This window comes from Trinickia symbiotica (genome assembly GCF_003028655.1).
GTDB classification, from domain to species: Bacteria; Pseudomonadota; Gammaproteobacteria; order Burkholderiales; family Burkholderiaceae; genus Trinickia; species Trinickia symbiotica_A.
The window spans coordinates 41,868-65,986 of record NZ_PYUC01000010.1 but is presented as its reverse complement, the minus strand read 5'-3'; the positions used below and the strand labels follow the sequence as shown (position 1 = coordinate 65,986).

The 24,119-nt window shown below is 61.5% G+C and carries 20 protein-coding genes; 11 read left to right on the top strand and 9 right to left on the bottom strand.

What is annotated here, in order from left to right; translation table 11 throughout:
* Positions 1–34: 34 nt before the first annotated feature.
* Positions 35–913: a GntR family transcriptional regulator gene (locus tag C9I57_RS20135; protein ID WP_107152402.1), complete on the bottom strand. Its 879-nt coding sequence runs from the start codon at positions 911–913 to the stop codon at positions 35–37.
* 284 nt (positions 914–1,197) lie between these two features.
* On the opposite strand from C9I57_RS20135, the gene C9I57_RS20130 reads away from it, so the two are divergent.
* The 9 genes from C9I57_RS20130 to C9I57_RS20090 all read left to right on the top strand — a co-directional run bounded on the left by C9I57_RS20130 (position 1,198) and on the right by C9I57_RS20090 (position 10,807).
* Positions 1,198–2,220 (top strand): amidohydrolase family protein, encoded by a 1,023-nt coding sequence (locus tag C9I57_RS20130; protein ID WP_107152401.1) that lies wholly within the window; start codon positions 1,198–1,200, stop codon positions 2,218–2,220.
* A gap of 29 nt (positions 2,221–2,249) precedes the next feature.
* A complete protein-coding gene (locus C9I57_RS20125) occupies positions 2,250–3,620 on the top strand; it encodes an NAD-dependent succinate-semialdehyde dehydrogenase (protein WP_107152400.1) in 1,371 nt (456 codons plus the stop codon).
* Positions 3,621–3,655: 35 nt separating this feature from the next.
* Complete coding sequence (locus C9I57_RS20120; protein ID WP_107152399.1) at positions 3,656–4,084, top strand: cupin domain-containing protein; 429 nt, start codon at positions 3,656–3,658, stop codon at positions 4,082–4,084.
* 14 nt (positions 4,085–4,098) lie between these two features.
* Entirely contained in the window at positions 4,099–5,172 is a 1,074-nt protein-coding gene (locus tag C9I57_RS20115) for an isocitrate/isopropylmalate dehydrogenase family protein (protein WP_107152398.1), read from the top strand.
* A 163-nt stretch (positions 5,173–5,335) separates the two neighbouring features.
* Positions 5,336–6,649 (top strand): MFS transporter, encoded by a 1,314-nt coding sequence (locus C9I57_RS20110; RefSeq protein WP_107152397.1) that lies wholly within the window; start codon positions 5,336–5,338, stop codon positions 6,647–6,649.
* 80 nt (positions 6,650–6,729) lie between these two features.
* Complete coding sequence (locus C9I57_RS20105; RefSeq protein ID WP_102607021.1) at positions 6,730–7,029, top strand: antibiotic biosynthesis monooxygenase family protein; 300 nt, start codon at positions 6,730–6,732, stop codon at positions 7,027–7,029.
* A gap of 100 nt (positions 7,030–7,129) precedes the next feature.
* Positions 7,130–7,819 (top strand): 3-oxo-tetronate 4-phosphate decarboxylase, encoded by a 690-nt coding sequence (gene otnC, locus C9I57_RS20100; protein ID WP_181321893.1) that lies wholly within the window; start codon positions 7,130–7,132, stop codon positions 7,817–7,819.
* 35 nt (positions 7,820–7,854) lie between these two features.
* On the top strand, positions 7,855–9,060 hold the full coding sequence (locus C9I57_RS20095) for an AAA family ATPase (protein WP_107152395.1): 1,206 nt from the start codon (positions 7,855–7,857) through the stop codon (positions 9,058–9,060).
* Entirely contained in the window at positions 9,053–10,807 is a 1,755-nt protein-coding gene (locus C9I57_RS20090) for a cobaltochelatase CobT-related protein (protein ID WP_258187738.1), read from the top strand. Before C9I57_RS20095 ends, C9I57_RS20090 begins: the two co-directional genes overlap by 8 nt.
* Before the next feature lie 95 nt (positions 10,808–10,902).
* Here the strand turns inward: C9I57_RS20090 and otnK are convergent, their stop codons facing one another.
* The 6 genes from otnK to C9I57_RS20060 all read right to left on the bottom strand — a co-directional run bounded on the left by otnK (position 10,903) and on the right by C9I57_RS20060 (position 18,250).
* Positions 10,903–12,183 (bottom strand): 3-oxo-tetronate kinase, encoded by a 1,281-nt coding sequence (gene otnK / locus C9I57_RS20085; protein ID WP_107152393.1) that lies wholly within the window; start codon positions 12,181–12,183, stop codon positions 10,903–10,905.
* A gap of 13 nt (positions 12,184–12,196) precedes the next feature.
* Complete coding sequence (locus C9I57_RS20080) at positions 12,197–13,186, bottom strand: amidohydrolase family protein (RefSeq protein ID WP_181321892.1); 990 nt, start codon at positions 13,184–13,186, stop codon at positions 12,197–12,199.
* Between the two features lie 76 nt (positions 13,187–13,262).
* Positions 13,263–14,333 carry an isocitrate/isopropylmalate dehydrogenase family protein gene (locus tag C9I57_RS20075; protein ID WP_107152391.1) on the bottom strand — a complete coding sequence of 357 codons (1,071 nt, stop codon included), beginning with the start codon at positions 14,331–14,333 and terminating at the stop codon, positions 13,263–13,265.
* Between the two features lie 203 nt (positions 14,334–14,536).
* Positions 14,537–15,802, bottom strand: a complete 1,266-nt coding sequence (locus C9I57_RS20070; protein WP_258187758.1) for an MFS transporter — start codon at positions 15,800–15,802, stop codon at positions 14,537–14,539.
* 116 nt (positions 15,803–15,918) lie between these two features.
* Entirely contained in the window at positions 15,919–17,019 is a 1,101-nt protein-coding gene (locus C9I57_RS20065; protein ID WP_107152389.1) for a porin, read from the bottom strand.
* Positions 17,020–17,314: 295 nt separating this feature from the next.
* On the bottom strand, positions 17,315–18,250 hold the full coding sequence (locus tag C9I57_RS20060; protein ID WP_107152592.1) for a GntR family transcriptional regulator: 936 nt from the start codon (positions 18,248–18,250) through the stop codon (positions 17,315–17,317).
* A gap of 185 nt (positions 18,251–18,435) precedes the next feature.
* Between C9I57_RS20060 and C9I57_RS20055 the strand changes: the two genes are divergently transcribed.
* A complete protein-coding gene (locus tag C9I57_RS20055) occupies positions 18,436–19,098 on the top strand; it encodes an aspartate/glutamate racemase family protein (protein WP_107152388.1) in 663 nt (220 codons plus the stop codon).
* Positions 19,099–19,173: 75 nt separating this feature from the next.
* Entirely contained in the window at positions 19,174–20,514 is a 1,341-nt protein-coding gene (gene dctA, locus C9I57_RS20050; protein WP_107152387.1) for a C4-dicarboxylate transporter DctA, read from the top strand.
* A 169-nt stretch (positions 20,515–20,683) separates the two neighbouring features.
* Here the strand turns inward: dctA and C9I57_RS20045 are convergent, their stop codons facing one another.
* Positions 20,684–21,418, bottom strand: a complete 735-nt coding sequence (locus tag C9I57_RS20045; protein WP_107152386.1) for a transporter substrate-binding domain-containing protein — start codon at positions 21,416–21,418, stop codon at positions 20,684–20,686.
* Between the two features lie 15 nt (positions 21,419–21,433).
* On the bottom strand, positions 21,434–24,064 hold the full coding sequence (acnA, locus tag C9I57_RS20040) for an aconitate hydratase AcnA (protein WP_107152385.1): 2,631 nt from the start codon (positions 24,062–24,064) through the stop codon (positions 21,434–21,436).
* Positions 24,065–24,119 lie beyond the last annotated feature (55 nt).

Genomic DNA, 24,119 nt, shown 5'->3' with positions numbered 1-24,119 from the left:
GCAAGCCGATGCATAGCGGCACGCGGAGGCCGATTCAGTCCGATGTCTTTTCGCGCACCGCGTTACGCAGATGGAGCTTCATGAAATCCGCTGCGGCCTCGCGCTGATCCTCGAGAAGAAGATCGATCAGCGTGAGATGTTCGCGGCAGCGCCGTTCTGCCTGATCGCGGTCTACGGCCTTTCGATACTCCATCAGCCGGCGTAAGCGATCGAGACGACGCAAGCCGTCGAGAATAAAGACATTGCCCGAGCAGGCGGCGATCGTTTCATGCAGCCGGCTATTCGCGTCGAAGAGCGCCGCCGGCGACGCCGTTCGCACACCGCCGTTCGCGAGCCCCTCCTGCTCGATACGGCAGCGCATCAGCGCGTCGCGATCCAGCCGGAATGTCGGCTCGAGTATCCCGGCCGCCTCAATCAGCAGCCGATACCGGTAACCCTGTCGATAGGTCTCCGCAGACGTCAGCACGGACTGGAACATCCAGCCATGCCCCGGCCGTCTTTCGATCCATCCTTCCTGCGCCATCCGCCGCAGCACCGCATGGAGTTGCGCACGCGTGATGCCGTACCGCCGCATCAGTTCGTTTTCCGTTATGCGGTCTTCCAGGCGCCCCGCGAGACGATCTTCGGCAATCGCAAGATAGGTCTGCTCGTCGGCATCGACGGTTTCGATCTCGATGACGCCCGCGCCGCTTGCGGGCGCAATGCCCTCCGCTACCGCATAACCGCCGTCCGGATGTGCGGCGACGACTGATTGGGCAGCGAGCCGTTTGAGCGCCTCGCGCACCGGTGAGCGCGATACGTTGAACTGCTCCGCGAGCGCGCGCTCCGGCAACCGCGTACCAGGAGCCATACCAGACTGGGTGATGTGCTGGTGGATGTTCGTCGCGAGCACGTCGGCTAAAGCGCGGGGCATGGCAGTCGAAATGGTGGAATCCTGGTCATGCTATCACATTTCGTTTAACGGTTTTTTGATAGTACACAGAACCTTATCGCATGCCGCCCGACCATCCATCGGCAACCACCCGAAGGCGCGCTCGCCCACCATCCTCTAGCGGATGGTTCCGCTTCTAGCGATCTGCCTGACACGTGCGCCGGCACTGTGGTTTACCCTGTGTGGTACCAAAAACGAACAAAAAACCTTTACATCGTATCTTGTAAACATAAAATACAAGCCAGTTTCGATCGTGCGAGAGTCATATGTATCGCAGCAACCTTCCTGCAGCAGGCTTTGCAGCGGCCGGCGGCCGGGTGCCGCCGGCATGCGCGGATGCGTCCCCATCCGGCGCTCCGGGCAGTTCCGCCGTGCCGGCGCCGTGCAACAACCCTAGCCCGCCAGCGTTCGCACTCCCGCGCGGAAGCTGCGACTGTCACATTCACGTGTTCGATGCCGAGCGGTATCCGTTCGCGGCAAAACGCTCGTACACGCCCGGCCCCGCGCTGATTTCGGATCTGCTTCAGTTTGAAAATCGCCTCGGCATTGAGCGCGTCGTCGTTGTGCAGCCAAGCGTGTACGGTACCGACAACGCCGCTATGCTCGCCGCGCTGAAGGAGTTGGGAACATGGCGCGCGCGCGGCATCGCGGTCATCGATCCGTACTCGATCACCGCGGCGGAACTGAGCGCGTTGCATGACGGTGGCGTACGCGGCGTTCGCCTCAATCTCGAGGTAAAGGGCGTGCGCGACGAGACAGTGGCCCTCTCGCAGCTCAAGCGTGCGGCACGGACTGTCGCCCCACTGGGGTGGTCGATCCAGATTTATGCCGATGTGGATGTCGTTGCCGCGCTCTCGCCCGCGATTGCCGAGCTCTCGGTTCCGGTCGTACTGGACCATTTTGCCGGCGTGCGCATCGCCAGACAGCCCGAGCAGCGGGATGCATTCGAGACGGTTCTGCAGCTAGTAAAGGCCGGCAATGTCTACGTGAAGCTCTCCGCCCCCTATCGTGCATCGCGGCAGGCGCCCGACTACGCCGATATCGCCCCGTTCGCGCAGCGGCTCGTCCAAAGCCGGCCGGACCGCATGCTGTGGGCGTCGGACTGGCCACATACGGGCAGCGCGAGTCATCGCGACGGTGACCTCGCGCGCATCGAGCCATTCCGCAAGGAAGACGCCGGCCGCGCGCTCAATCAGATGCTCGCATGGGCGGAAACCGCCGCTGTACTGCAACAGATTCTGGTCGACAACCCCGCACGACTTTATGGCTTTGCCGCCGAGGCAAGCTGACCCACCCGCTGCCCACCGAGGATTTTTTCATGTTTCGCACCCTTAACCCCGCCACCGAACAAGTTGTCGCAACCTTCGGCTCCGATACACCCGAGCGCATCGAGCAGGCGCTCGCGAACGCGCAGATTGCCCAGCGCGCATGGGCGAAACAGCCGCTGAATGTTCGCACCGCCGCCGTCGCGCGCATCGGTGAAGTCCTGCAACGTCGCAAGGCGGCGCTCGCGGCGCTGATCACGCTGGAAATGGGCAAGCCCATCGCCGAAGCGGAAGCGGAAGTCGAGAAGTCCGCATGGACCTGCCGCTTCTATGCGGAGAACGCGGGCCGCTATCTCGGCGACGAAGCCGTGTCGAGCAACGCAACCGAAAGCTACATCGCGTATGACCCGCTCGGTGTCGTGCTGGCTATCATGCCGTGGAACTACCCGCTGTGGCAGTTCATCCGCTTCGCTGCGCCCGCACTCTGCGCAGGCAACGGCGCGATTCTCAAGCATGCGGGTAACGTGCCGCAATGCGCGCTCGTCATTAACAATCTTTTCGCCGAAGCGGAAGTGCCCGATGGACTCATCGCATCGCTGCTCATCGAACCGGAAAACGTCGCGGCACTCATCGACGACCCACGCATTGCGGCCGTGACGCTGACCGGCTCGACCGCCGTCGGCAAGCTGGTCGCCTCGCAGGCGGGCCGTGCGATGAAGAAGCAGGTGCTCGAACTGGGCGGTTCGGACCCATTCATCGTACTGGCCGACGCGGACGTGGAAGCCGCCGCGAAGGCCGCCGTCAAGGCACGCTTTTCGAACACCGGCCAGAGCTGCATTTCGGCGAAGCGCTTCATCGTCGACGAGACGGTCGCGGATCGCTTCGTCGAGCTGTTCTGCCAAGGCGTCGCGCAGCTCAAAGTCGGCGACCCTACACGGCGTGACACGACGATCGGCCCGATGGCGCGCGCGAATCTACGCGACGAACTGCATCGTCAAGTCGAGCGCACGGTCGAAGCCGGCGCTGTCCTCAAGGCTGGTGGCCATGCCATCCCCGGTCCGGGCTTCTTCTACGCGCCGACCGTGCTGGACCATGTCGCGCCCGATATGGCGGCGGCGGTCGAGGAAACGTTCGGCCCGGTCGCGGCCATTCTGCGCGTCAGCAGCACTGAAAAAGCCGTCGCGCTCGCGAACGCGACGGAGTTCGGCCTGGGCGCAGCGCTGTGGACTGCCGACCTGCAAAAGGCGAGGACGCTCGTGCGCCAAATCGAAGCTGGAGCCGTATTCGTCAACGGCCTCGTCGCGTCGGACGCCCGTTTGCCTTTTGGCGGCATCAAGCAATCGGGCTATGGCCGAGAACTCGGCGCCGCCGGCATCCGCGAATTCACCAACGTCAAAACAGTCTGGATTGGCCCCGCCGCCTGACTCCGCACCCTCGACCTTCGCCAAAGGAACCCGCCATGACCATCAAGACCCCCTCGGGAGCCGCCCTCCTGAAACCCGACCAACTGACGACCTACGATCGCGGCGGCGGCGCCAGCACCACACCGCTCGTCGGCAAGTCGGTCGGCTCGGACAGCTTCATCACCGGTTATACGTCGTTCGCACCCGGCGTGAAGATTCCGTTCCACAGCCATAACTGCCAGGAAAGCGTGGTGCTCGTCCAAGGGCATGCGATTCTCGATATCGACGGCCTCGAATATGAACTCAAGCCGCTCGACACGACGTTCATTCCACCGAACGTGCCGCATCGATTCCGCAATATTTCGGAGACCGAACCGATGAAGATCCTGTGGATCTATGCGCGTCAGGACGCGACGCGCACGCTCGCAGACACCGGTGAGACCCGCCCCGTCTCCGCGGAGCATCAAAGCCCTTCTTCGAATTAACCCGATCAATCATCATGCGTATCCTCGTTTGTCCGGGCGACGGCATTGGCCCAGAAATCACCGCCGCATCCATCCACGTTCTCGGCAAAGCCGACCAGCTCTTTGACCTCGGCTTGGAATATCACTACGAAGACATCGGCTTCGCAAGCCTCGAGAAGTACGGCACGACGCTGCGCCCGGAAGTGCTGAAAAAGGCGCCCACCTTCGACGGCCTCATTCTCGGCACCATTTCGCATGCGGACTACCCGCCCCCCGACAAAGGCGGCCGCAACGTGTCCGCGGCGTTTCGCTGCGAGCTCGATTTGTATGCGAACGTGCGCCCGTCCCGTACACGTCCGTTCCTGACATCGAACATGCGCGAAGGCAAGAGCATGGACCTCGTCATCATGCGCGAGGCGACGGAAGGCTTCTACCCGGACCGAAACATGGCGCTGGGCTGGGGCGAAATGATGCCGTCGAAGGACATGGCGCTTTCAGTGCGCAAGATCACGCGACATTGCAGCGAGCGCATCGCGCGCCGTGCTTTCGAACTCGCGATGAAGCGCAGGAAGAAGGTGACCGCGATTCACAAGGCGAACAGCTTCCACATGACGGACGGCCTGTTCCTCGAGTGCGTGCGCAATGTGGCCAAGGATTTTCCGGAAGTCGAACTGAACGACCTCCTCGTCGACGCGTCGACCGCGCACCTCGTTCGCAACCCCGAAACGTTCGACGTGCTCGTCGCGACCAATTTCTACGGCGACATCATCAGCGATCTGGCCGCGGAACTTTCGGGCAGTCTGGGTCTCGGCGGTTCGGTGATGGCAGGCGACGCCCTGTGCTGCGCACAGGCGCAACACGGTTCGGCGCCCGATATCCAGAATCAGGACAAGGCAAACCCAACGTCGATGATTCTTTCGGTGAGCATGTTGGTGCGCTGGATTGGCGAACATCGCCACAAATCGAACTTCGTCCGCGCAGCGGATGCAATCGACGCGGCGATCGACGCAGTGCTGGCAAATCCCGAAACCCGTACGGCCGATCTGGGTGGAACCATGGGCTGCACGGCTTTCGCCGAGCATGTCGCCGCGTCGGTCCAAAAGGCCTGAGTTGCGATCCGTCCGACGGAGCAGTCCCCTCTGTCGGAACACTACAACCATCAAGGAGACGTTCGATGATGGCAGCGTGGAATTCGCGCGCGTTGGGCAAGTAAGCCAGCCGGTCAAGACGACTACGGCTTCCTTGTCGAGAGCCACCACCGAAGGATTCAATATGCATTCCGAATCAATGGCAATGGACGTGCCGCCCGAAAACCGTCCCGCCGACATGGCGATCCGGCAGTGCGTGCTGCGAAAGAATGCTTGGCGACTGCTACCGCTGCTGACGCTCGCCTTCATCTTCAACTACATCGACCGCACGAGCGTCGGCTTTGCGGCGCTGACGATGAACAAGGATATCGGTCTCACGCCGATGCAATTCGGCTGGGGCGCGGGCGTCCTGTTCGCCGGCTACTGTCTCTGCGAGATTCCAAGCAACCTCGCGCTGTACAGGTATGGTGCGCGCCGCTGGCTCACGCGCATCATGATCACTTGGGGACTTGCCTCGGCGGCGACCGCGTTCGTTCAGGGACCGACAAGCTTCTTCGTGTTGCGCTTGCTGCTCGGCGTTGCGGAAGCCGGCTTTTTTCCCGGGGTGACGTTCTTCCTGGCGTGCTGGTTTCCCGCCCAATATCGCGTCCGCGTCCTCGCTTTCTTCATGCTCGGTGTACCGGTGTCGTCGATTATCGGCGGCCCGATGTCCGCGCTGCTGCTGGAAATGAACGGTATCGCGGGACTGCATGGCTGGCAGTGGATGTTCCTGATCCAGGGGCTTCCGGCCGTGCTGATCGGCTTCGCGGTCTACGCGCTGCTGCGCGATGACCCGAACGACGCTCACTGGCTCACGCACGACGAGCGCACGGAACTCGTCCGGATGCTCGCGGAAGAACCGCGGCGCCAGCCCAGAACCGCATTGTTTGCCGCGCTCAAGGACGGCCGCGTGCTGCTTCTGGCGGCGACCCAGTTCGGCTTCGTTCTCGGCTCGTATGGCGTCGGTATCTGGCTGCCGCTGATTCTCAGAGGTCACGGGTTCAGCGTCGTCAACGTCGGGCTTTTTTCGACCGTGCCTTATATTGCCGCCGTGATCGGCATGCTGATTTGGGCGCGCGCCGTCGATCGCAGCGGCCGACGCGTCTTCCACCTCGTCGCTTCATGCGCGGTAGGCGCCGCGGGTCTGGCGCTGTCGGCATGCGCCAATGGCATCGTGGTCGAAATGATCGGATTGAGTTTGGCCGTGGTGGCGGTCAGTTCCGCCCGCGCGATTTTCTGGACGATCCCGACTCGCTTTCTGACCGGTGTCGCGGCAGCCGGCGGCCTGGCCTTCATCAACTCGCTCGGGACGCTCGGCGGATTTGCCGGCCCCTATCTGGTAGGCTTTCTGAAGCAGACGACCGGCACGTTTTCCGCCGGCATCTGGGCGATGGCGGCCATTCTCGGCGTTTCCGCGGCGCTGGCCGCCACCCTCCCGGTACTTGCGCGCCAAGAGTAAACCCATCAAATTCCCGCGAGGGTCGACGCCACGGCGTTTCGCCGGGCGTCGATCAAACATTTTCCGACCAGGAGTACCACATGATCTTTGAAATGGCGCACATCGAAGTCCTGCCCGGCCATGCGGCAGGTTTCGAGGCCGGTGTCGCGCAAGCACTTCCCCTCTTCGCCCGCGCCCAGGGTTGCGGCGGCGCTGAGCTTCATCGCGTGATAGAAACCGAGAACCGATATGTCCTTCTCGTTCGCTGGGAAACCGTCGACGACCACATGATCGGATTTCGCCAATCCCAGGATTTTCAGACGTGGCGTCAACTCGTCGGCTCTCATTTTGCTCGACCGCCCGAGGTCTTTCATACGGAGGCGACCGAAGCCGGCCTTTGACATATCCGCGCGTTGGACGGCATTCTGAGCGACAATGTATGCCATTGCAAAACAGTACAATTTATCGATCGCTGCCGGGCTACCGACGGCGAAGGGCCGAATGCGCGACGCGTACGGTCTTGGCCACCTATGCTCTGCTGGAGGAACTGTGGGAGTTGCTGAATCCGAAATCCGCGAGGAGATCTGCGCGGTCGGCGCGAGTCTTTACTCCCGCCGATACACAGTGGGGAGCGCCGGCAATATCAGCGCGCGCCTTGATGATGGTTGGCTGATCACACCAACCGACGCATGCCTTGGCCGACTCGATCCCAACGATATCGCCAAAGTAGGCTGTGATGGGCAGCACCTATCAGGCGGGCGTCCCTCCAAAACGCTCGCGCTTCACCGCAGGATCTACGAGAATTCACCGGAAACGCGCGGAGTCGTACACACGCATTCGACGAATCTGGTCGCGCTCACGTTGGCTGGCGTCTGGAGCACCGACGACGTCATCCCGCCAATCACGCCGTACTACGTGATGAAGGTCGGCCACGTGCCGCTCATCCCGTATCATCGGCCAGGCGCACCGGAGGTTGCCGACCAGGTCGCCGTACTCGCGCCGAAAGTGCGCGCGGTGTTGCTCGAGCGACTGGGTCCGGTCGTTTGGGAAAAAACCGTCGCGGCCGCATCGTTCGCTTTGGAAGAGCTCGAGGAAACGGCGTTGCTGTGGATGTCGCTCGCGCGCTCTGCCACGCCGATGTCAACGGACGCCATCGACGAGCTGCGCAATACATTTGGCGCCCGTTGGTAGCGCGCAACGACGCTCAACACGTCCCGCATCTAGCCATGAAAGTCCCAGCGGCGAACAGCATTAAAGACGACGACCCGACCGGTACCTACCATCACCCGACGGACGTGACCGCGGGTCAGTGGACCGTGAGTCCGTCCGAGCGGCCGCATCTGTACCGAATCCGGCATCGCCGTGCCAATGGCGAGCAGCACATCGATACGGTGGTCGACTACGACAACCTCAAGGCCAAGCTGCTGAAGTGGGATCGTGAAGGATTCGTCCGCCGCGAGCATGCGGGACCTGACGAGAAGCCCATCCATCGATCGACGTTCATGCGGGACCTGCTCGAGAGTGCTGGACAAACGCCCGGCGAGCGCGACGGTTCGCTCGCCGGCACACGTGTCGGTAATGTAGCGATGCCGCACGGAAATGGTGGGCCATTCGTGCCGGCCGTGAATCGCGCCTACCTCTTCGCCCCGCGGTTTGACAACGTTCTGCGGGACATCGTTGAAAATCGCCGTATTCTGCTGATCGGTCACACCGGCAGCGGCAAGACCAGTCTCATCGAGCAGGTCGCCGCGCACACCAATCAGGGCGTTCTGCGCTCGAACATGAACGGGCAGACAACGGTCGGCGATTTCGTCGGGTTCTGGACCGTGAAAGGAGGCGAGACCCTCTGGGTCGACGGCGTATTGCCGACGGCCATGCGCGAAGGTCTTTGGCTGATCGTAGACGAAGTCGACTTTGCGGAGCCTGCGATCCTCGCGGTTCTGACTGCCGTGCTCGAGCCGGGCGGCCGCCTGCTGCTCAAGGAAAAAGGCAACGAAATCGTTGCGCCGCATCCGTCGTTCCGGCTCTTTGCAACAGCCAATGCCGTCGGGTCCATGGGGCAATATCGCCACCTCTATCAGGGCGCCAATGTCATGAACGAGGCGTTTTTGGACCGATGGCGCGTCTATCGCATCGACTATCTCTCGCGGGAAGAAGAGGCACAGGTGCTGTTGCGCACTTTTGGTCGGCGCGTGTCCGCGCAAATGGCGCAAACACTGGCCGCGATCGCGGCGGACTGCCGCGAGGCCTTCATGCGAGAAGACTTGGCCAGCGCGTTCTCGACCCGAAGGTTGCTCGATTGGACCGAGCTCATGCTGCGCACCGGAGATCCGGAGGTCGCCGCCGGTCCGACCATCTACTCGAAAGTCGGCGCGGAAGATGTCGCGCTGATCCGTAGCATCATCCAGCACCATATCGATCTGCATGGGTGAGCGAATGGACCACGGGCTGACGGAATCTGTCGACGATACGCTCGCCCATCTGTCTCGCCTTGCGCGGACGTTGACAGGACAGGACCGCCTGACGGTCGTGATCGCGGACGACGGCCCGTGTCTGCGCGACGAACAATTGGTGCTTCCGCCGGCCGTTGCTGGCATGGATGTCTCGCAGGAATTGATGACCGGCTATGTCGATCTGCTGGCCGCCCGCGCGCGTTTTGCAACTCAGGATGCGGTCGAGCGCGTTGGCTCGCCCGTTGCGCGCCGACTCGCGCAGGCAATCGACGACCGGCGCGCGTGCTGCGAGCTGGCGCACGCCTATCCCGGCGTGGCGCCTTTCCTCACCAGGCTGCGTGCCGAAACGGCACGCGTAGCGGCCGCACAATGGACAACGCTGAGTTGGGCTGAAAAGCTCGCCTGGCATGTCGAACGCTATGTGTGGAACGAGCAGTCCACAGCGATCGAGTCCAGTCCCTCGCTGAATGCGGCAGTCCATGCGAGTATCGATCTACTCGAGGAAGCGAGCCGGTCGGCCTCGACGGCCGACAGCATGCGTATCGCGCTGCGACTCATCGAACGGATTCGCGAGCTCTCAGCGGGCGACGTGAACAACATGATGTTCACCGCCGACGCACAGGACACGCTCGATTCCCCTGCCACCAGAAACGAGTTCGAGTCGGACGGCTCGGACACAGGGGATGCTCCACCTTCTTCGCAAACATCGGCGTTGACCACGGGTGGCGGCCTCACCCGATCCGCGTCCGATGCAGCTCAACAGCCATCGGGCGACGCCGGCAAGCAGCCACATCGTCCTGCGATGAGTCGGGCTGCGCTATCCGTCCCGATCACGACGCAATTCGACCGCGAGGCCGACTTCACAGGCAAAGGCGACGCTATCCGATGGAGAAAGCTGAGAAGTACCGCGCGCGCGCAAACGGAATCGCTCAAGGCAAGGCTCGAACGCGCGCTTAAGGCCGACGAGCAGACCCATTGGAGGCGCGAACAGGAGCGCGGTGAACTGGACCGCCCTTCCCTTGTCAGGCTCGCCGTCGCACCGGGCTACCGAACGCCGTTTCGCACGCGGCTCGTGAAACCGGGCCGCGACGCGGCCGTCACGCTCCTGATCGACCGCAGCGGCTCGATGGCCGGGCAGAAGATCGAACTCGCCACCCTGTGCGCCGCGGCGTTGAGCGACGCATTGAGCCAATTGAGCTTTCCGTTGGAGGTACTCGGCTACAGTTCGATCGAAGACGTTGAGATGCGCGAATACTACGAACGCTGGCTCGCGGCCGGCCACGCCTCATCCGGTTTCAACCGCTTCGTCGAACGGCTGGATTTACAGATCTACAAACGTTTCGATTCCGACAATCTGGTCGGTCTGACCTGCGTCGAATGCGGGCACGAGAACCCCGACGGCGAAGCGCTGAGTTGGGCCGCATCCAGGCTGCTCGCTCGCCGCGCACATCGTCACATTTTGATGGTGCTTTCCGATGGATATCCCGCAACCGGCGACGGCAATCCCGACGTCCTGCGTGCCGACCTGCAGGCACGAATAACCGAACTGCGCGAGCGAGGCGTCGAACTGGTCGGCGTGGGCATTCTCACTGACGCAGTCGAAACGTTCTATCCCACAAGCGCGGTCGTCGAACGATTGCAGGACTTGCCGAAGGCGGCATTCGACGTGCTCGGCCGGACGCTACTCAAGCACAGGGAGTGGATGCTGGAACGATCCGATGCGTGAGCACGGACGAGAACTGGCGAGTGGACACGCGCGAACTGCTCAGCGCGTCGCGAAAAATACCGAAGCGGAATAGCGCCGCTTCGGCGGGCGTTGCATCAAGGTGCTGTCGATAGCGCCTTCTCGAAGAAATCGACAGTGCCGAAATTGCCGGACTTCAGCGCGAGCGCTAGCGGCTCACTGCCGCTGCTTGTCGTCCAGGGCACGCCCGGGTCAATGGGTGCGCCGATGCGCAAGGCGCGGACGCCGAGCGCCTTGACGACGGAACCTGACGTCTCTCCACCGGCAACAACCAGCTTGCGCACGCCATGGTGTAGAACCAGCTCGCTCGCGAGCGTGGCCAATGCGCGTTCCATCAGCGCGCCGGCACGATCCGCACCGAGCTTCTGCTGTGCGGCTCTTACTACGTTGGGCGCCGCGCTTCCGTAGATGAGCACGGGCCCGCCGGAAAGCCGCTCGGCACACCAGGCGACAGCGTCTTCGATTTGCCTGTCCCCCTCGGCAAGCTGCAGCGCGTCGAGCCGAAATGCCGGGCGCGAACGCTTCCAGTGTTCCACCTGGGCATTTGTCGCCACTGAGCAGCTTCCCGAGAGAATCAGGCCCGCCCCGACGACGTTCGGAAGATCCGCCGCCGCCGACACGGCCGCCTTCAATTTGCCGGCTCGCCGGAAATTCTCCGGCAGGCCCATGGCGATGCCCGATCCTCCCGTCACGAGTCGATGGCCCGACAACGCGGCGCCGATACTAATCAGATCGCGGTCGGCTACCGCATCGACGATGGCATATCGCGCGCCTTCGCTGCGCAGCGAATCGAACGCCGCGGCGATCGCATCAGGGCCACGAGAAACGGCATCGAGCTTGACCGCCCCCACTTTGCGCCTGGTTTGCGATTGCAATACACGCACCAGATTGGAATCCGTCATTGGGGTCAGCGGGTGGTCCCGCATGCCGGATTCGCTGAGCAACACATCGCCGACGAAGAGGTGGCTCCTGTAAATCGTCCTGCCATTCTCGGGAAACGCCGGACAGGCAGCTGCGAGGTCGACGCCGAGCGCATCGGCCAGCGCATCGGCGACCGGGCCGATATTGCCCTTCGGCGTCGAGTCGAAGGTAGAGCAATACTTGAAGAAGAACTGCTTGCAGCCGGCTTTTCTGAGCCACTCCAGCGCCGCCAGCGACTCACGTACGGCCTGCTCCGGCTCGACTGTTCGCGTTTTCAATGCGATGACGATCGCGTCCGCATCGTGCAACTCGGCCTGCGCGGGGACACCGATCGTTTGGACCGTGCGCATGCCGCCGCGCACCAGCGTGCTGGCCAGATCCGTGCCGCCCGTGAAATCATCGGCAATACAGCCGAGGAGAGGTCTGCTCAATGCCATGCTCCCAATGCAATTACACCGCGCTGTCGACAAAGCCGAACAGGCGGCTGGCGTTGTCAGCGAGCAACTTGCGCCGCTCGATCGGCGCCGGTGCCCACGTCTTCACCAACGAGAAGTTACGCCCCTCGTCCTCATCACGGAAAGGCTCTATGTCAGTAGGCTTCGCGTCGGCCTTGCGCTCGCTGCCACCCGTGTGCGGCCAATCGCTTCCCCAGATGACCTGATCCGGTGCCGCCTCGACAAGCGCGCTGCCGATCTGCGCGGTATCGGCGTAGAGCGGCTTTTGCAACGAGATCTGGTACGGCCCGGATAGTTTCACGAAGACCTTCTTCGACTGCATCATGCCGATTAGCGCGGACATCCCGGGCTGTTCCGGTCCATCGGCGGCTTTTGCCAAGCCGAAATGATCGATCACAACCGGATGAGGCTGCGCCTGGATACGTGGCGCGAGGTCGGCGAGCACCGGCAAGGCCGCATAGATTTGAACGATGAACGGCTTGCCGCGCAGCGTCTCCACCGTTTGCTCCAGGCGCTCGACGGCAAGATTCGAATCGTGGTTCTTGCCAACTTCGAGATTGATACGCACGCCCACCACGCCCGCGCCTGCCAAATCGTCTAGCTGCTGGCTCGAAAAGCTCGGGTCGATCACGGCAATGCCGCGGGCGTCTCGGCCGAGTTGTCCCAGCGCGTCGATCAGACATGCGTTGTCCGTTCCATAGACGCTCGGCTGTACGAGCACAGTGCGGCGCACATGAATGGCGGAGTGAAATCGCCGTAGATCCTGCACCGTGGCAGGAGGCGGCGTGTACTTGCGCTTCGCCGAATAGGGGAACTTCTCGGGATTGAAGATATGACAATGCGAATCCACCACGCCCGTCGGCACAGAAAAGCCGATCGGAGACATGTGCCCCAACTCCTTGCCCATTACCTTTCCGAAACCAATGAGAGATGCACCTCCCAGCGCGGCGCCGGTTGCGACCAGCATCTGCCTGCGATTGACCATGTTGCTGTCTCCTTCGTTTTTATAAGCGCATCCGTGGGCGACGCGCGGGTGCGTCATGTGCCCGCGCGTCGATCCGTCAACCAGCCAGCACGCGCGCGACTTCGCTACCGAAGGCCTTGCAGCCGAACGTGCCGCCGAGATCCGGCGTACGCGTGGCCGGGTTCTCGAGCACCTTGTCGACAGCCACTTCCATCGCCTTGCCCGCCTCGATGTAGCTCGGATTGCCATGGTGTTCCCCCATCCATTGGATCAGCATGGCCACCGACAGGATCATCGAAACGGGATTGGCCTTGTCCTGACCGGCGATATCGGGTGCCGAACCATGCTGGGCCTGCGCACAGCAGTGGGTATCGCTTGCCATCATCGAGCCGGCGAGCCCGAGGCTGCCCGATAGCTCGCTCGCTAGATCGCTGATGATGTCGCCATAGAAGTTGGTCGCCACCAGCACGTCGAAACGCTCCGGCGAGCGAACGAGATGTGCCGTCGAAGCGTCGACGAGCAGATCGTCGAGCTGCACCTCCGGGAAGTCCTTCGCCACGTCGCGCACGCATTCGAGAAACAGTCCGTCCGTCATATGGAAGCTGTTCGCCTTGTGAATCGCGGTGACCTTCTTCTTGCGCGTCATTGCCAGCTCGAATGCACGACGGGCAATGCGCTCGCTGCAATGCCGTGTGATCTTGCGCAGCGAGATGGCCATATCCGGGCTCGGCATCAGCTCCGCCCACCCTTTCGTCATGTTGCGATCCGGATAGAAGCCTTCCGTCGCCTCACGCATGATCACGAGGTCCATCGTCTTGCCCTCGCGCATGTTGGACGTCAGGAACGGGCGCGTGCGCGCAGGCCGGACATTGGCATACAGGTCGAGCCCGATGCGAAACCCGGCCGACACGTTGCGTCCGCCCTTTTCCGGCGCGGGATAATCCGCATGCGATTGGGTCCCAAGAATGATCCCGTCGTAGGTCTTGGCCTTCTCCAGCACTTCATCGCGCAGCGTCGTGCCATGCTTCTCGAGGCTCACGAACCCGACGTCGTCGTAATCGAACGAGAGCTTCAGGCCGAACTTCTTGTCTGCCGCCTGCAGCACCGCCATCGAAGCAGCCGTGATTTCGGGGCCAATGCCGTCACACGGCAACACCAAGATACGCATCGCAAATCTCCATAAGGTGGCGCGCTGTGCGCCAAAAAGTCGCCAGTAATTGTACTTCATTAAACGTTAGTACAATGCTGGTTTGTTTGTTCCAGGAAGCACCACGATTCGACTGAGCCAAAGCGGCGCACCGCTGCGTCCCGCGGCCTAATGAGCGCACCCGTACCACGCTCGGCGCGCCCGCTCGGCCTGACCTATCAGCCTTACCCCTTGTCGACAGCGGGTTGTCGCGACGCCGAATTCTCGCGACTGTCCGGCCTCATTTCCGATCGGCCGACGATCAACACCATGATGCCGCTCAGGGCGAGGAACCCACCCAGCATGACGAGCGCCCACACGTATGAATGGGTCGCCTGCCGAATCCAGCCCGTCAGATACGGGCCCACGAAGCCGCCAAGATTGCCGAAGGCGTTGATAAATGCGATGCCTGCCGCAGCAGTCGTACCGGCGAGCATGCTCGCAGGCAGCGTCCAGAAAATGGTGTTGGACACCCAGAGGCCGGTAGCGGCCACGCATAGCGCAATCATCGCGCTCCAGGGGTTAGCCGCGAGGCTTGCCACGACGAAGCCGACTGCGCCCAAGAACGCCGGCAGCGCGATATGCCACTTCCTTTCCCCTGTCTTGTCCGAGTGACGGCCGATGAGCACGCTTGCAATAGCGGAGAACACGTAGGGAATCGCGGAGACTACGCCGACCTCGAAGGTGGTGAGATTACCGAGGCTTTTCACGATTTGCGGCAACCACAATGTGATGCCGAAAAACGCCAGCAGCACGCAGAACTTGCAAAAAGCAAAAGCAAGGGTCTTCCCATGCACGAAAACGTCGCGTACACGCGCGGGGCTATGGCCGCGGCTTTCTTTCGCGCGGGCCTCCTCTTGGGTCCTGGCGATCAGCCACTCACGTTCGTCGGGCTCTAGCCATTTGGCGTCTTCCGGCCTCTCCGTCAGCCAGACCAGGGTGATCGCGCCAATAATGATCGCCGGAACGCCCTCGATGATGAAGAGCCACTGCCAACCGGCCAATCCACCGAAATGGTGAGCAAAATGGAGGATGGCCGTCGACAGCGGACCACCGATGATCACGGAAATGGGATTGCCCAACATGAACACGGTAATCGCCTTCGCTCGCTCCTCGGCCGGGAACCAGCGCATCATGTAGAAGACCAGGCCTGGGAAGAAGCCCGCCTCCGCTACCCCAATGAGCGCGCGCAGCGTGAACAGCGAAGCCTCATTGAATACAAACGCCATGAGCGTAGCCAAGATGCCCCAGGTGATCATGATGCGGGCAAGCCAGATGCGTGCACCGACTCGTTGCAGTATCAGGTTGCTCGGCACTTCGAACGCGACGTATCCCACGAAGAGAATCCCGGCCGCGAATCCATATGTGCTCGGAGACAGGCCGAGATCCTTGTTCATCTCGAGCGCGGCAAATCCGATGTTGACCCGATCGAGAAAGTTGATCAGGAACATCACGATCATGAAGGGAATCAAGCGTCTCGAAACTTTCGCCATCGTTCGGGCGTGAATTACGGATTTCATAAGCCTAGCCTCCAGTGTTTTGTTTTATGCCCTGTCCCGGCCGCGGATTAAAAGAAGTGCTGCAAGCCGACGCCCACCATCGTTTGATGGTTGGTTTTGGCATCCGTAGGAGAAAGGGTGTAGATCTGTGCCGAATAGCCGTGCTTCGCGCGCTGGTAGTCGACCGTCGCGTAGACGTTCGTCGCCTTCGAGAGCGCATAGAGCGTCGTGAAGCCAACCTGATTGCGCGTGCCCTGCATGATCACGTTCTTCTTTTCGTTGTTCGGCTTCGAATAGAAGTACCCGGCTGCAACCGAAAACGCGGGCGTGATCAGGTATTGAGCGCCGAACTCGATCGTATCGACTCGATCGCCGGTCGCAGTCCATCGGGCGTTCGTGTACATGGTCGACACGCGAACCGGCCCGAACTGGTAGCGCGCGCCCGCGCCATACGTCCGATAGCTGCTGAGAGAGTTGGCTTCCTTGAGATTCGTCCAAACGGCGTTCGCGAGCAGTCCGCCGTTCTCGTACTTCAATCCGAAGCTTTCCGTGCTCCCGTTGGAAAACGCACCGGCCTGACCTCCGAAACCGTACAACGCGCCCAGTGTGAAGCCGGCAAGCGGCGCACTGGTGAGTTTTGCCGAATTGTCGACGCGGGCCCCGCCGATGCGATCGAAGTCCGTCGTGCTGCCATTGTTGCCGAGCAGTGCGTTCGCGGTGCCGGGACGGTGCATGAACGATCCCACGTAGTTGGAGACCGCGATGGAGGCAAAGTCGTACATGAAATCGTACTGACGCCCCATGCTCAGCGTCGCCCACGGCGATTTGACGCCGACCCACGCCATGCGGCCGAAGATGCGCGTGACGGCGGCAGTCGTCCCCGACGCATTCGTTCCTTGCCCGAACGTACCGTTGTTCCCGTTGAAACCGTTCTCGAGCTGAAACACGGCTTGCCAACCGCCGCCCAGGTCCTCATTGCCACGAAGACCAAAGCGATTGCCGTTGAACATGCCACTCGTTTCCTGCGTCTGAGCGTGTCCCCCGGCGTTACTGGCGCGCTGAATCCCGATATCGATGATGCCGTACAGCGTGACGCTGCTTTGTGCGTATGCGCCATTCGCAAACAGACATCCCGCGGTTGCGCCCAAACCGATCAGCAAGTGCCGCATCTCCAAATCTCCTGTGTCCTCTATTTTGTTCTACGTAGCAACTACGTACAATTCATGGCGTGCAAACGCCCGAACGATGCAGGCCCTCGCGACGCCTTCTGCGCGGCAAGCGTTTAGGGGTCACGTATCCGTCATATGTACTATATCGCATCGGGATACAATGTAATGCAAATGACATCTGCCTTTGCACCCACGTAAACCCCACCTGTGGGCGGACTCGAACGGTATCGGCATTCGCGCCGGACGGCGCGCGTGGAACATCGACCTTTGCCCCGATGCACAGGGGCAAGTCAAATCAGAGGTGCGCCTCGGGTACGATGCGCGCCGCCTGCTGTTCTTCTTTTTCTTCGGCCTGCGCCTTGATCTTGCTGACCACATCGAGATGCTTGCGCATGAACGCAGCCGCGTGTTCGCGGCCGCCGCTCTCGATCAGGTCGAGCATCTCGAGATGTTCCTTGCATTGACGGATGAGTCGGGTCCGGTCCGTCGCGGCCTTGTACTCCATGAACCGACGAAGCTGGTTTTGACGTTCGAGAGCCTCGATGAAAAAGCGGTTGCCGGAGCAGCGCACGAGCATTTCGTGAAACTCCGAGCCGTTCTTGAACAGCATCGAACGAGGCAGCTTGAAGATGTCGCCTTCGAGCATTTCGGTCTGAATCTTCCGGGCTTTCGCGAATGCAGCTTTGTCGATACGAAAGGTCGGCTCCAGCAAGGCGGCGGGCTCGATCGCCATGCGGAACCGGTAGCTCTGGATATGCGCCTCGCGATCGTGCAGAAAAGGATTGATGCGCCACCCCTGGCCGGGCTTGCGGGAAATCATGCCCTCGTTGGCGAGGCGGGTGAGCACCTTGAGCAGCTGACCGCGCGGCACATCGAAGCGCCGAAGCAGTTCGGCCTCGTAAAACTCCTCCGCGATTTCTCCGCTGAGGCAGTCATCGGCGATCCGAAGATAGAGATCCTCGAGCGGGTCGACACCGAACGGCAACTTGGCGATGTCGATGCCATGCGCATCGACGGCCAGAAAGATCCCGCGGTTGGGTTCCTTCACCACGAGGCCGTGCTCGGCAAGCAACGCCAATCCGCGCCGGATCGGCGATCGGGATAGGCCGAGCTCGGCAGCCAACGCTTCCTCGCGCAGATGTTCCCCTGCCGGCAGTGAACGCGTCCGTGCAATGTCGATGATCTTGGCCGCGACCTGGTCGGCCAGCGCCCCGGTTGTCTCAGTTTTCATAGTCAACGATCTGGTGATGCCTGTTGATACCACAAATTGTTGCGTGATGAAAGATAGGACACTGGGTGCATTCGGCGCCGGCACTTCGTTCGCCAACTGCATGGAGTCCGGTACGGGTCTTCCCGAACAGGCCTCTTCGTCAAACTGTACTATATTGCGCTTAAATACAATTTGAGCCGCAACCCATGACTCGCGCCCCTCGAATCAGCCTCGTCCATGCGACACCACTTGCCATTCAGCCGATCACTGAAAGCTTTACGCGTTGGTGGCCCGATGCGACGGTGTACAACCTCCTGGACGATTCGCTGGCGGCGGACCTGAAGCGCGCAGATGGCAACGTCGACGCAATGACCTCGCGTTTCTCGGCGCTCGTCGGTTATTCGCTGCGTACCGGCGCCGACGGGGTTTTGTTCACGTGCTCGGCCTTCGGCCCGGCCATCGAATCAGCCCGACGTGGGATCGACGTGCCTATCCTCAAGCCCAATGAAGCGATGATCGAAGAAGCCCTCGGATTGGGGCGCAAGATCGCGCTTGTTGCGACGTTCCAGCCCGCGCTCGCCCCAATTGCTCGGCAGTTCCACGACTTCGCCGCGGGAAACAAAACGGACCTTCAGGTCACGTCCTGTTTCGTCGAGGGCGCGTGGCCAGCCCTGCAATCCGGCGATAAGTCCACCCATGACCGGCTGATAGCGGAGGTGTGTGCCCGTCTGTCTGACCATGACGTGGTCTGCTTCGCCCAATTCTCGATGACGAGCGCGCATGCGGCAGCCGAGGCGGCGTCTCGACGTCCAACACTGACCACGACAGACAGCGCGGTGAAGAAGCTGAAAGCGCTCCTTTCCCGTTAGTCATTCCAACGATTGGCGACAAAAAGATCGCCATACCTTCGTTTGCGGGCACGCCGCATCATCAGGAGACACATTGTGCGATTTTCGATCGGCAAGGTTATCAAGCCGCTCTACGTCCAGGTTCTGATCGGCGTGGCACTGGGCATTGCATTCGGAGCGGCCGAGCCTGCGCTCGGCACGGACATGAAAACGCTTGGCGATGCCTTCATCAAACTCGTCAAGATGCTGGTGGCGCCTATCGTGTTCGCCACCGTGGTGACCGGAATTGCCAAGATGGGTGACATCAAGGCAGTCGGGCGCGTCGGCCTCAAGGCGCTCATCTACTTCGAGGTTGTCACCACGGGCGCGCTCGCCATCGGTCTCACCGTCGCGCATTTGCTGGCGCCTGGCAAAGGGATGAACGTCGATCCGGCTACACTCAATCTGGCGTCGGTCGCCGGCTACGCGAAGGTCGCGCAGGAATTGTCGCTCAAGGATTTCTTCATGCACATCATCCCCGAAAGCTTCGTGGGTGCATTCGTGCATGGTGACATCCTTCCGGTCGTCTTCATCGCCGTCCTATTTGGCCTTGCCCTCGCCCACGCCGGGCCACGCGCCGCCACGCTGATCAAAATCGTGGACGAGTTTCTCTATACGATGTTCGGCGTCGTGACGTTCGTCATGAAATTCGCGCCGATCGGTGCGTTTGGCGCAATTGCCTTCACTGTCGGCAAGTACGGCGTGTCGAGCCTGCTCGCGCTGGGTCAGCTGATGATGGCGTTCTATGCAACGTGCCTATTGTTCGTGCTGCTCGTGCTCGGCTTCATCCTCAAGCTTTGCGGCGTCAACCTGTTTCGATTCATTGCCTACCTCAAGACCGAAATTCTCATCACCCTAGGCACGGCGAGCGCGGAGCCCGCGCTGCCGCGACTTCTCGAAAAGCTCGAGCGGATGGGCTGCGAAAAGTCCGTTGTCGGTCTCGTCGTACCGACAGGCTATGCATTCAATCTCGACGGCGTCTGCATCTACCTGACCATGGCCGTGATCTTCATCGCCCAGGCGACGAATACCCATCTGACGCTAGGTCAGGAGTTGGTGATACTCGCGATGGGGCTCGTTACATCGAAGGGTATGAGTGGCGTACCTGGAGGGGGATTCGTCGCGCTCGCCGCAACGCTTTCCGCAGTCCATGTGCTTCCTCTGAGCGCGATAGCGCTTCTGGTCGGTATCGATCGATTCATGGGCGAGGCACGTGCGATCACGTCGATTATCGGTAACGCTGTCGCGGCCGTCGTAGTCGCGAAATGGGAAAAGGCGTTCGATCCACAGAAGATGCGCGACGCACTGTTTCACCGGGCCCAAGGTGCGGTCGACTCCGATGCAGAAAGCTCGACATCCGGCCTCGCCACTGCCCGCGAGAGCCGTCCCCCAGCGTGAGGTCGTGACCACATGCGCGTCCGCGAAACATGGGGAGTGGGGCGCGTGTTTCACGGGCCTCAGTGCGCGACCCACTTCGAACTCTGCGGCTTTGCCCGGCAAGATCTAGATGTGAGCCATCTCGATGACCATCACGCTCTCCTCTTCGCTCTCCAGTTGTGAGACTTGGTCAGGCAGGCGGCGCAACGGAGGCGCCAGCAACGCCATGGCGGGTCATAGCTTCGCCTATAAAACCGCTCGCCTTCATTTCTTCGATGAAGTCTCCAAGGAAGCGTGCTGCGACCGAACCCCGGTCCTTGGGGATGCCCATCGCCTGTTGAATCACCATAAACGGCTCATCCAGCAAGCGCAGACCGGTAACATTCCGGGTCTCCATCTCGAGCACCTGCTTCACGCCGGCCGCGACCTCGAGTCCGTTATCGAGAAAGGTCTTGACCACAACTTGTGACGACGCCGCGCGTACCAGCTTTGCAGCTTGAATTTCGCGGGTCAGGAACAGATCATAGGCAGTCCCCTGCCCCACTGCGATGCGATTCGACGCAACGTCAACCTGATCATTGCGCGTGATTGGCGATTCCTGACGAACGAGGTAGCGGCCCTCGATCAGGATATAGGGCGCCGTGAACGCGATCCCGGCGCCGCGAACCGGGTCGATCGCAAAAAAACCAATGTCGGCCCGCCCCTCGGTCACTGCCTCTACGGACTTTCTCGCCGTTTCGAATATCGCGAATTCGAGCTCGAGTTGCAGCCGTCGGGCAAGTTCGTGTGCAAGATCGACAGATATGCCGGTCGGCGGGGCGTCGGCCGATTGCCGGCTTGCAAGAACCGGGTTGCCGAGATTGATGGACGCACGCAATCTTCCGGTCGGAGCAAACGCACGAATGATAGATGGGTCGATATTCATAGAAGAGTCGTCGCGTCACCGGTGCGCCAGCGTGCCGGCGATCGCCTTTTGGAGAATAAGTGGAATTACGCCGCCTGCGCGCAACAAATCGACTTCGAGCGACGTCTCGACGGCGGCTATCGCCGTTATCGTGTCACCGCGACCATTCGCGCGAGCGATCTTCACGCCGACCGAGCATCTAGGAAACAGTGCGTCCGGCTCTACATCGACCTCGATCATGTCGCCAGGAGCGATGTGCAGTGTTGAAGGACTGACGCCAGCGGGCAGGCGTAACGGCAGGATGCCCATGCCGATCAGGTTGGATCGGTGAATGCGTTCGAAGCTGACAGCGAGCACGGCCCGTACCCCGAGCAGGCGCTGCCCCTTAGCCGCCCAGTCCCTCGATGAGCCCATTCCGTACCGCTCGCCCGCGACGAGCACGACCGAGTGCCCAGCCTCTCGGTAGCGTTGCGCCGCTTCGAAAATCGGCATCACGGCCCCGCTCGGAATGTGAAGCGTATGGGCTACAGGTGCGTCGGGCTTCAGGAGATTCACGAGCGTCTTGTTGTAGAACGCTCCGCGCACCATCACCTCCCAATTGCCGCGTCGGGAAGCGAATACGTTCAAGTCATCGCGATCGTCGCCTCGTTCCACCAAAAAATCGGCGACGAAACTATCCTTCGGAATCGCGCTTGCCGGTGAAATATGATCGGTCGTGACGTCGTCCCCCACCACCAGCAACGGATACGCGCGGTAGCTGCCAAGCTGCCCCGCTTCATCCAGCGAGGCAAACGGAGGACGCCGCAATATCGTCGAATCGGGGTCCCACGGATAGCGCGCGCTATCCGGCGACTCCAGCTCGCGCCATGCCGGGTTGTCGGCCGCTGCAGCGAAGGACTTTCGATAGTCGCTTGGATCGGCCGCGAGACGCAAGGCAGCGTCCACCTCTTCTTTCGAAGGCCAAAGATCGGCCAGCCGGACCGCCCTGCCGTCCGGCGCCGTCTGCAATGCATCATGGCTCAAATCCAATGCCGCATCGCCGGCCAACGCAAACGCCACCACCAGGGGCGGCGACATGATGAAGGCGAGATCCAAGTCAGGGTGGACGCGGCCCGGGAAATTCCGGTTCCCCGACAGAATGGCCACCGGCCGGATGGCGTTGGCTGAAATTCCTTCCTCAATCACGTCTGTCAAAGGGCCGGAGTTTCCGATGCACGTGGTACAGCCATAGCCGACGATGTCGAACCCGACTGCAGCCAGCTCCGACAAGAGTCCGGCTCGCCCGAGGTAGGCACTCGCGGCAGGAGAGCCGGGGGCCAATGAAGTCTTTACCCATCGTGGAACTTTCAGCCCCAGGCGCCGCGCCTTGCTTGCAATCAATCCGGCGGCAATCAGGAGTGCAGGATCCGTGGTGTTCGTACAGCTCGTGATGGCAGCGATGGCAACCGGATGAGTCGGCATACCACGGAGAGCTGTCTGCGAAGTGCAAGGGAATTGCGCGAGCGCCCTGCCGGTGTGCGCATAGCTCAAAAGATCCTGAGGCCGACGCGGACCCGCCACATGCATGCCGACTGCATCCAGGTCGATCTCGATCACGCGCGTATAGATGGGCTCGGCCTGAGGATCGAACCAGAAGCCCGCACGGGTACAAAGCGCCTCGACCAGCTCGACATTCTCGACGCTGCGGCCAGTGCCCCGCAGGTATTCGACGGTATTCGCATCGACAGTGAAAAACGCAGTCGACGCGCCGTATTCGGGCGCCATGTTGGCGACCACGGCGCGTTGTCCGGCCGTGAGCGTCGAAACGCCAGGGCCGTAAAATTCGACAAACTCACCCGAGACGCCGATATCGCGCAGTCGCTTAGTAACGGTCAACGCAACATCCGTGGCGAGCACGCCGGGGCGAACCGCGCCCGAGAGCTTCACGCCGATCACATCCGGAATGCGTTGCATGACCGGCATGCCGAACATTACCGTTTGCGCCTCGAGCCCACCGACGCCCCATCCCAGCACGCCAATGCCGTTGATCATGGGGGTATGGCTGTCCGTGCCGATCATCATGTCGGGGACCGCCCATATCTCACCTGCGCGCTCCTCCGTAGTGACCACGGTGGCGAGCTGCTCGAGGTTGATCGTATGCATGATGCCGGTACCGGGCGGATGAATACGCACGCCGTTCAAGGCCTTCGATGCCCAGCGCAGGAACCGATATCGTTCGCCGTTTCGCCGAAACTCCAGTTGAAGATTGCCGCGTGCAGCGTCAGGCTGCGCGAAGTACTCCACTGCAAGCGAATGATCGACCGATGAGTCAACAGGCATGACCGGATTGAGCACCGCCGGATCGGCTCCCGCCTCGGCGAGCGCATCGCGCATGGCAGCGATATCCACGAGGGCCGGCGTGCTCGTCGTGTCATGCATGAGGACACGCCCCGGTTGAAACGCGATCTCATATTCGCTGCTGCCACTGTCGCACCACCCTAAGATGGCCTCGACCGCTCGCCGGCGTTCGTCGCCCGCGGTATTGCGCACGACGTTCTCGAGCAGCAGCCGCAGCACGACAGGCAGCCGGAATAGGCCCTGTCCGAACATGGCGGGCAGATCGACGAAGCGATACGACTTGCCGTTCACGACCAGCACGGCCGGCGAAGGAGCGTAGGTGTTTTCCATGGGCTATATTTTGTATTTTTTGACAATGAAATACAATGCCGTATAAACCCGCGAG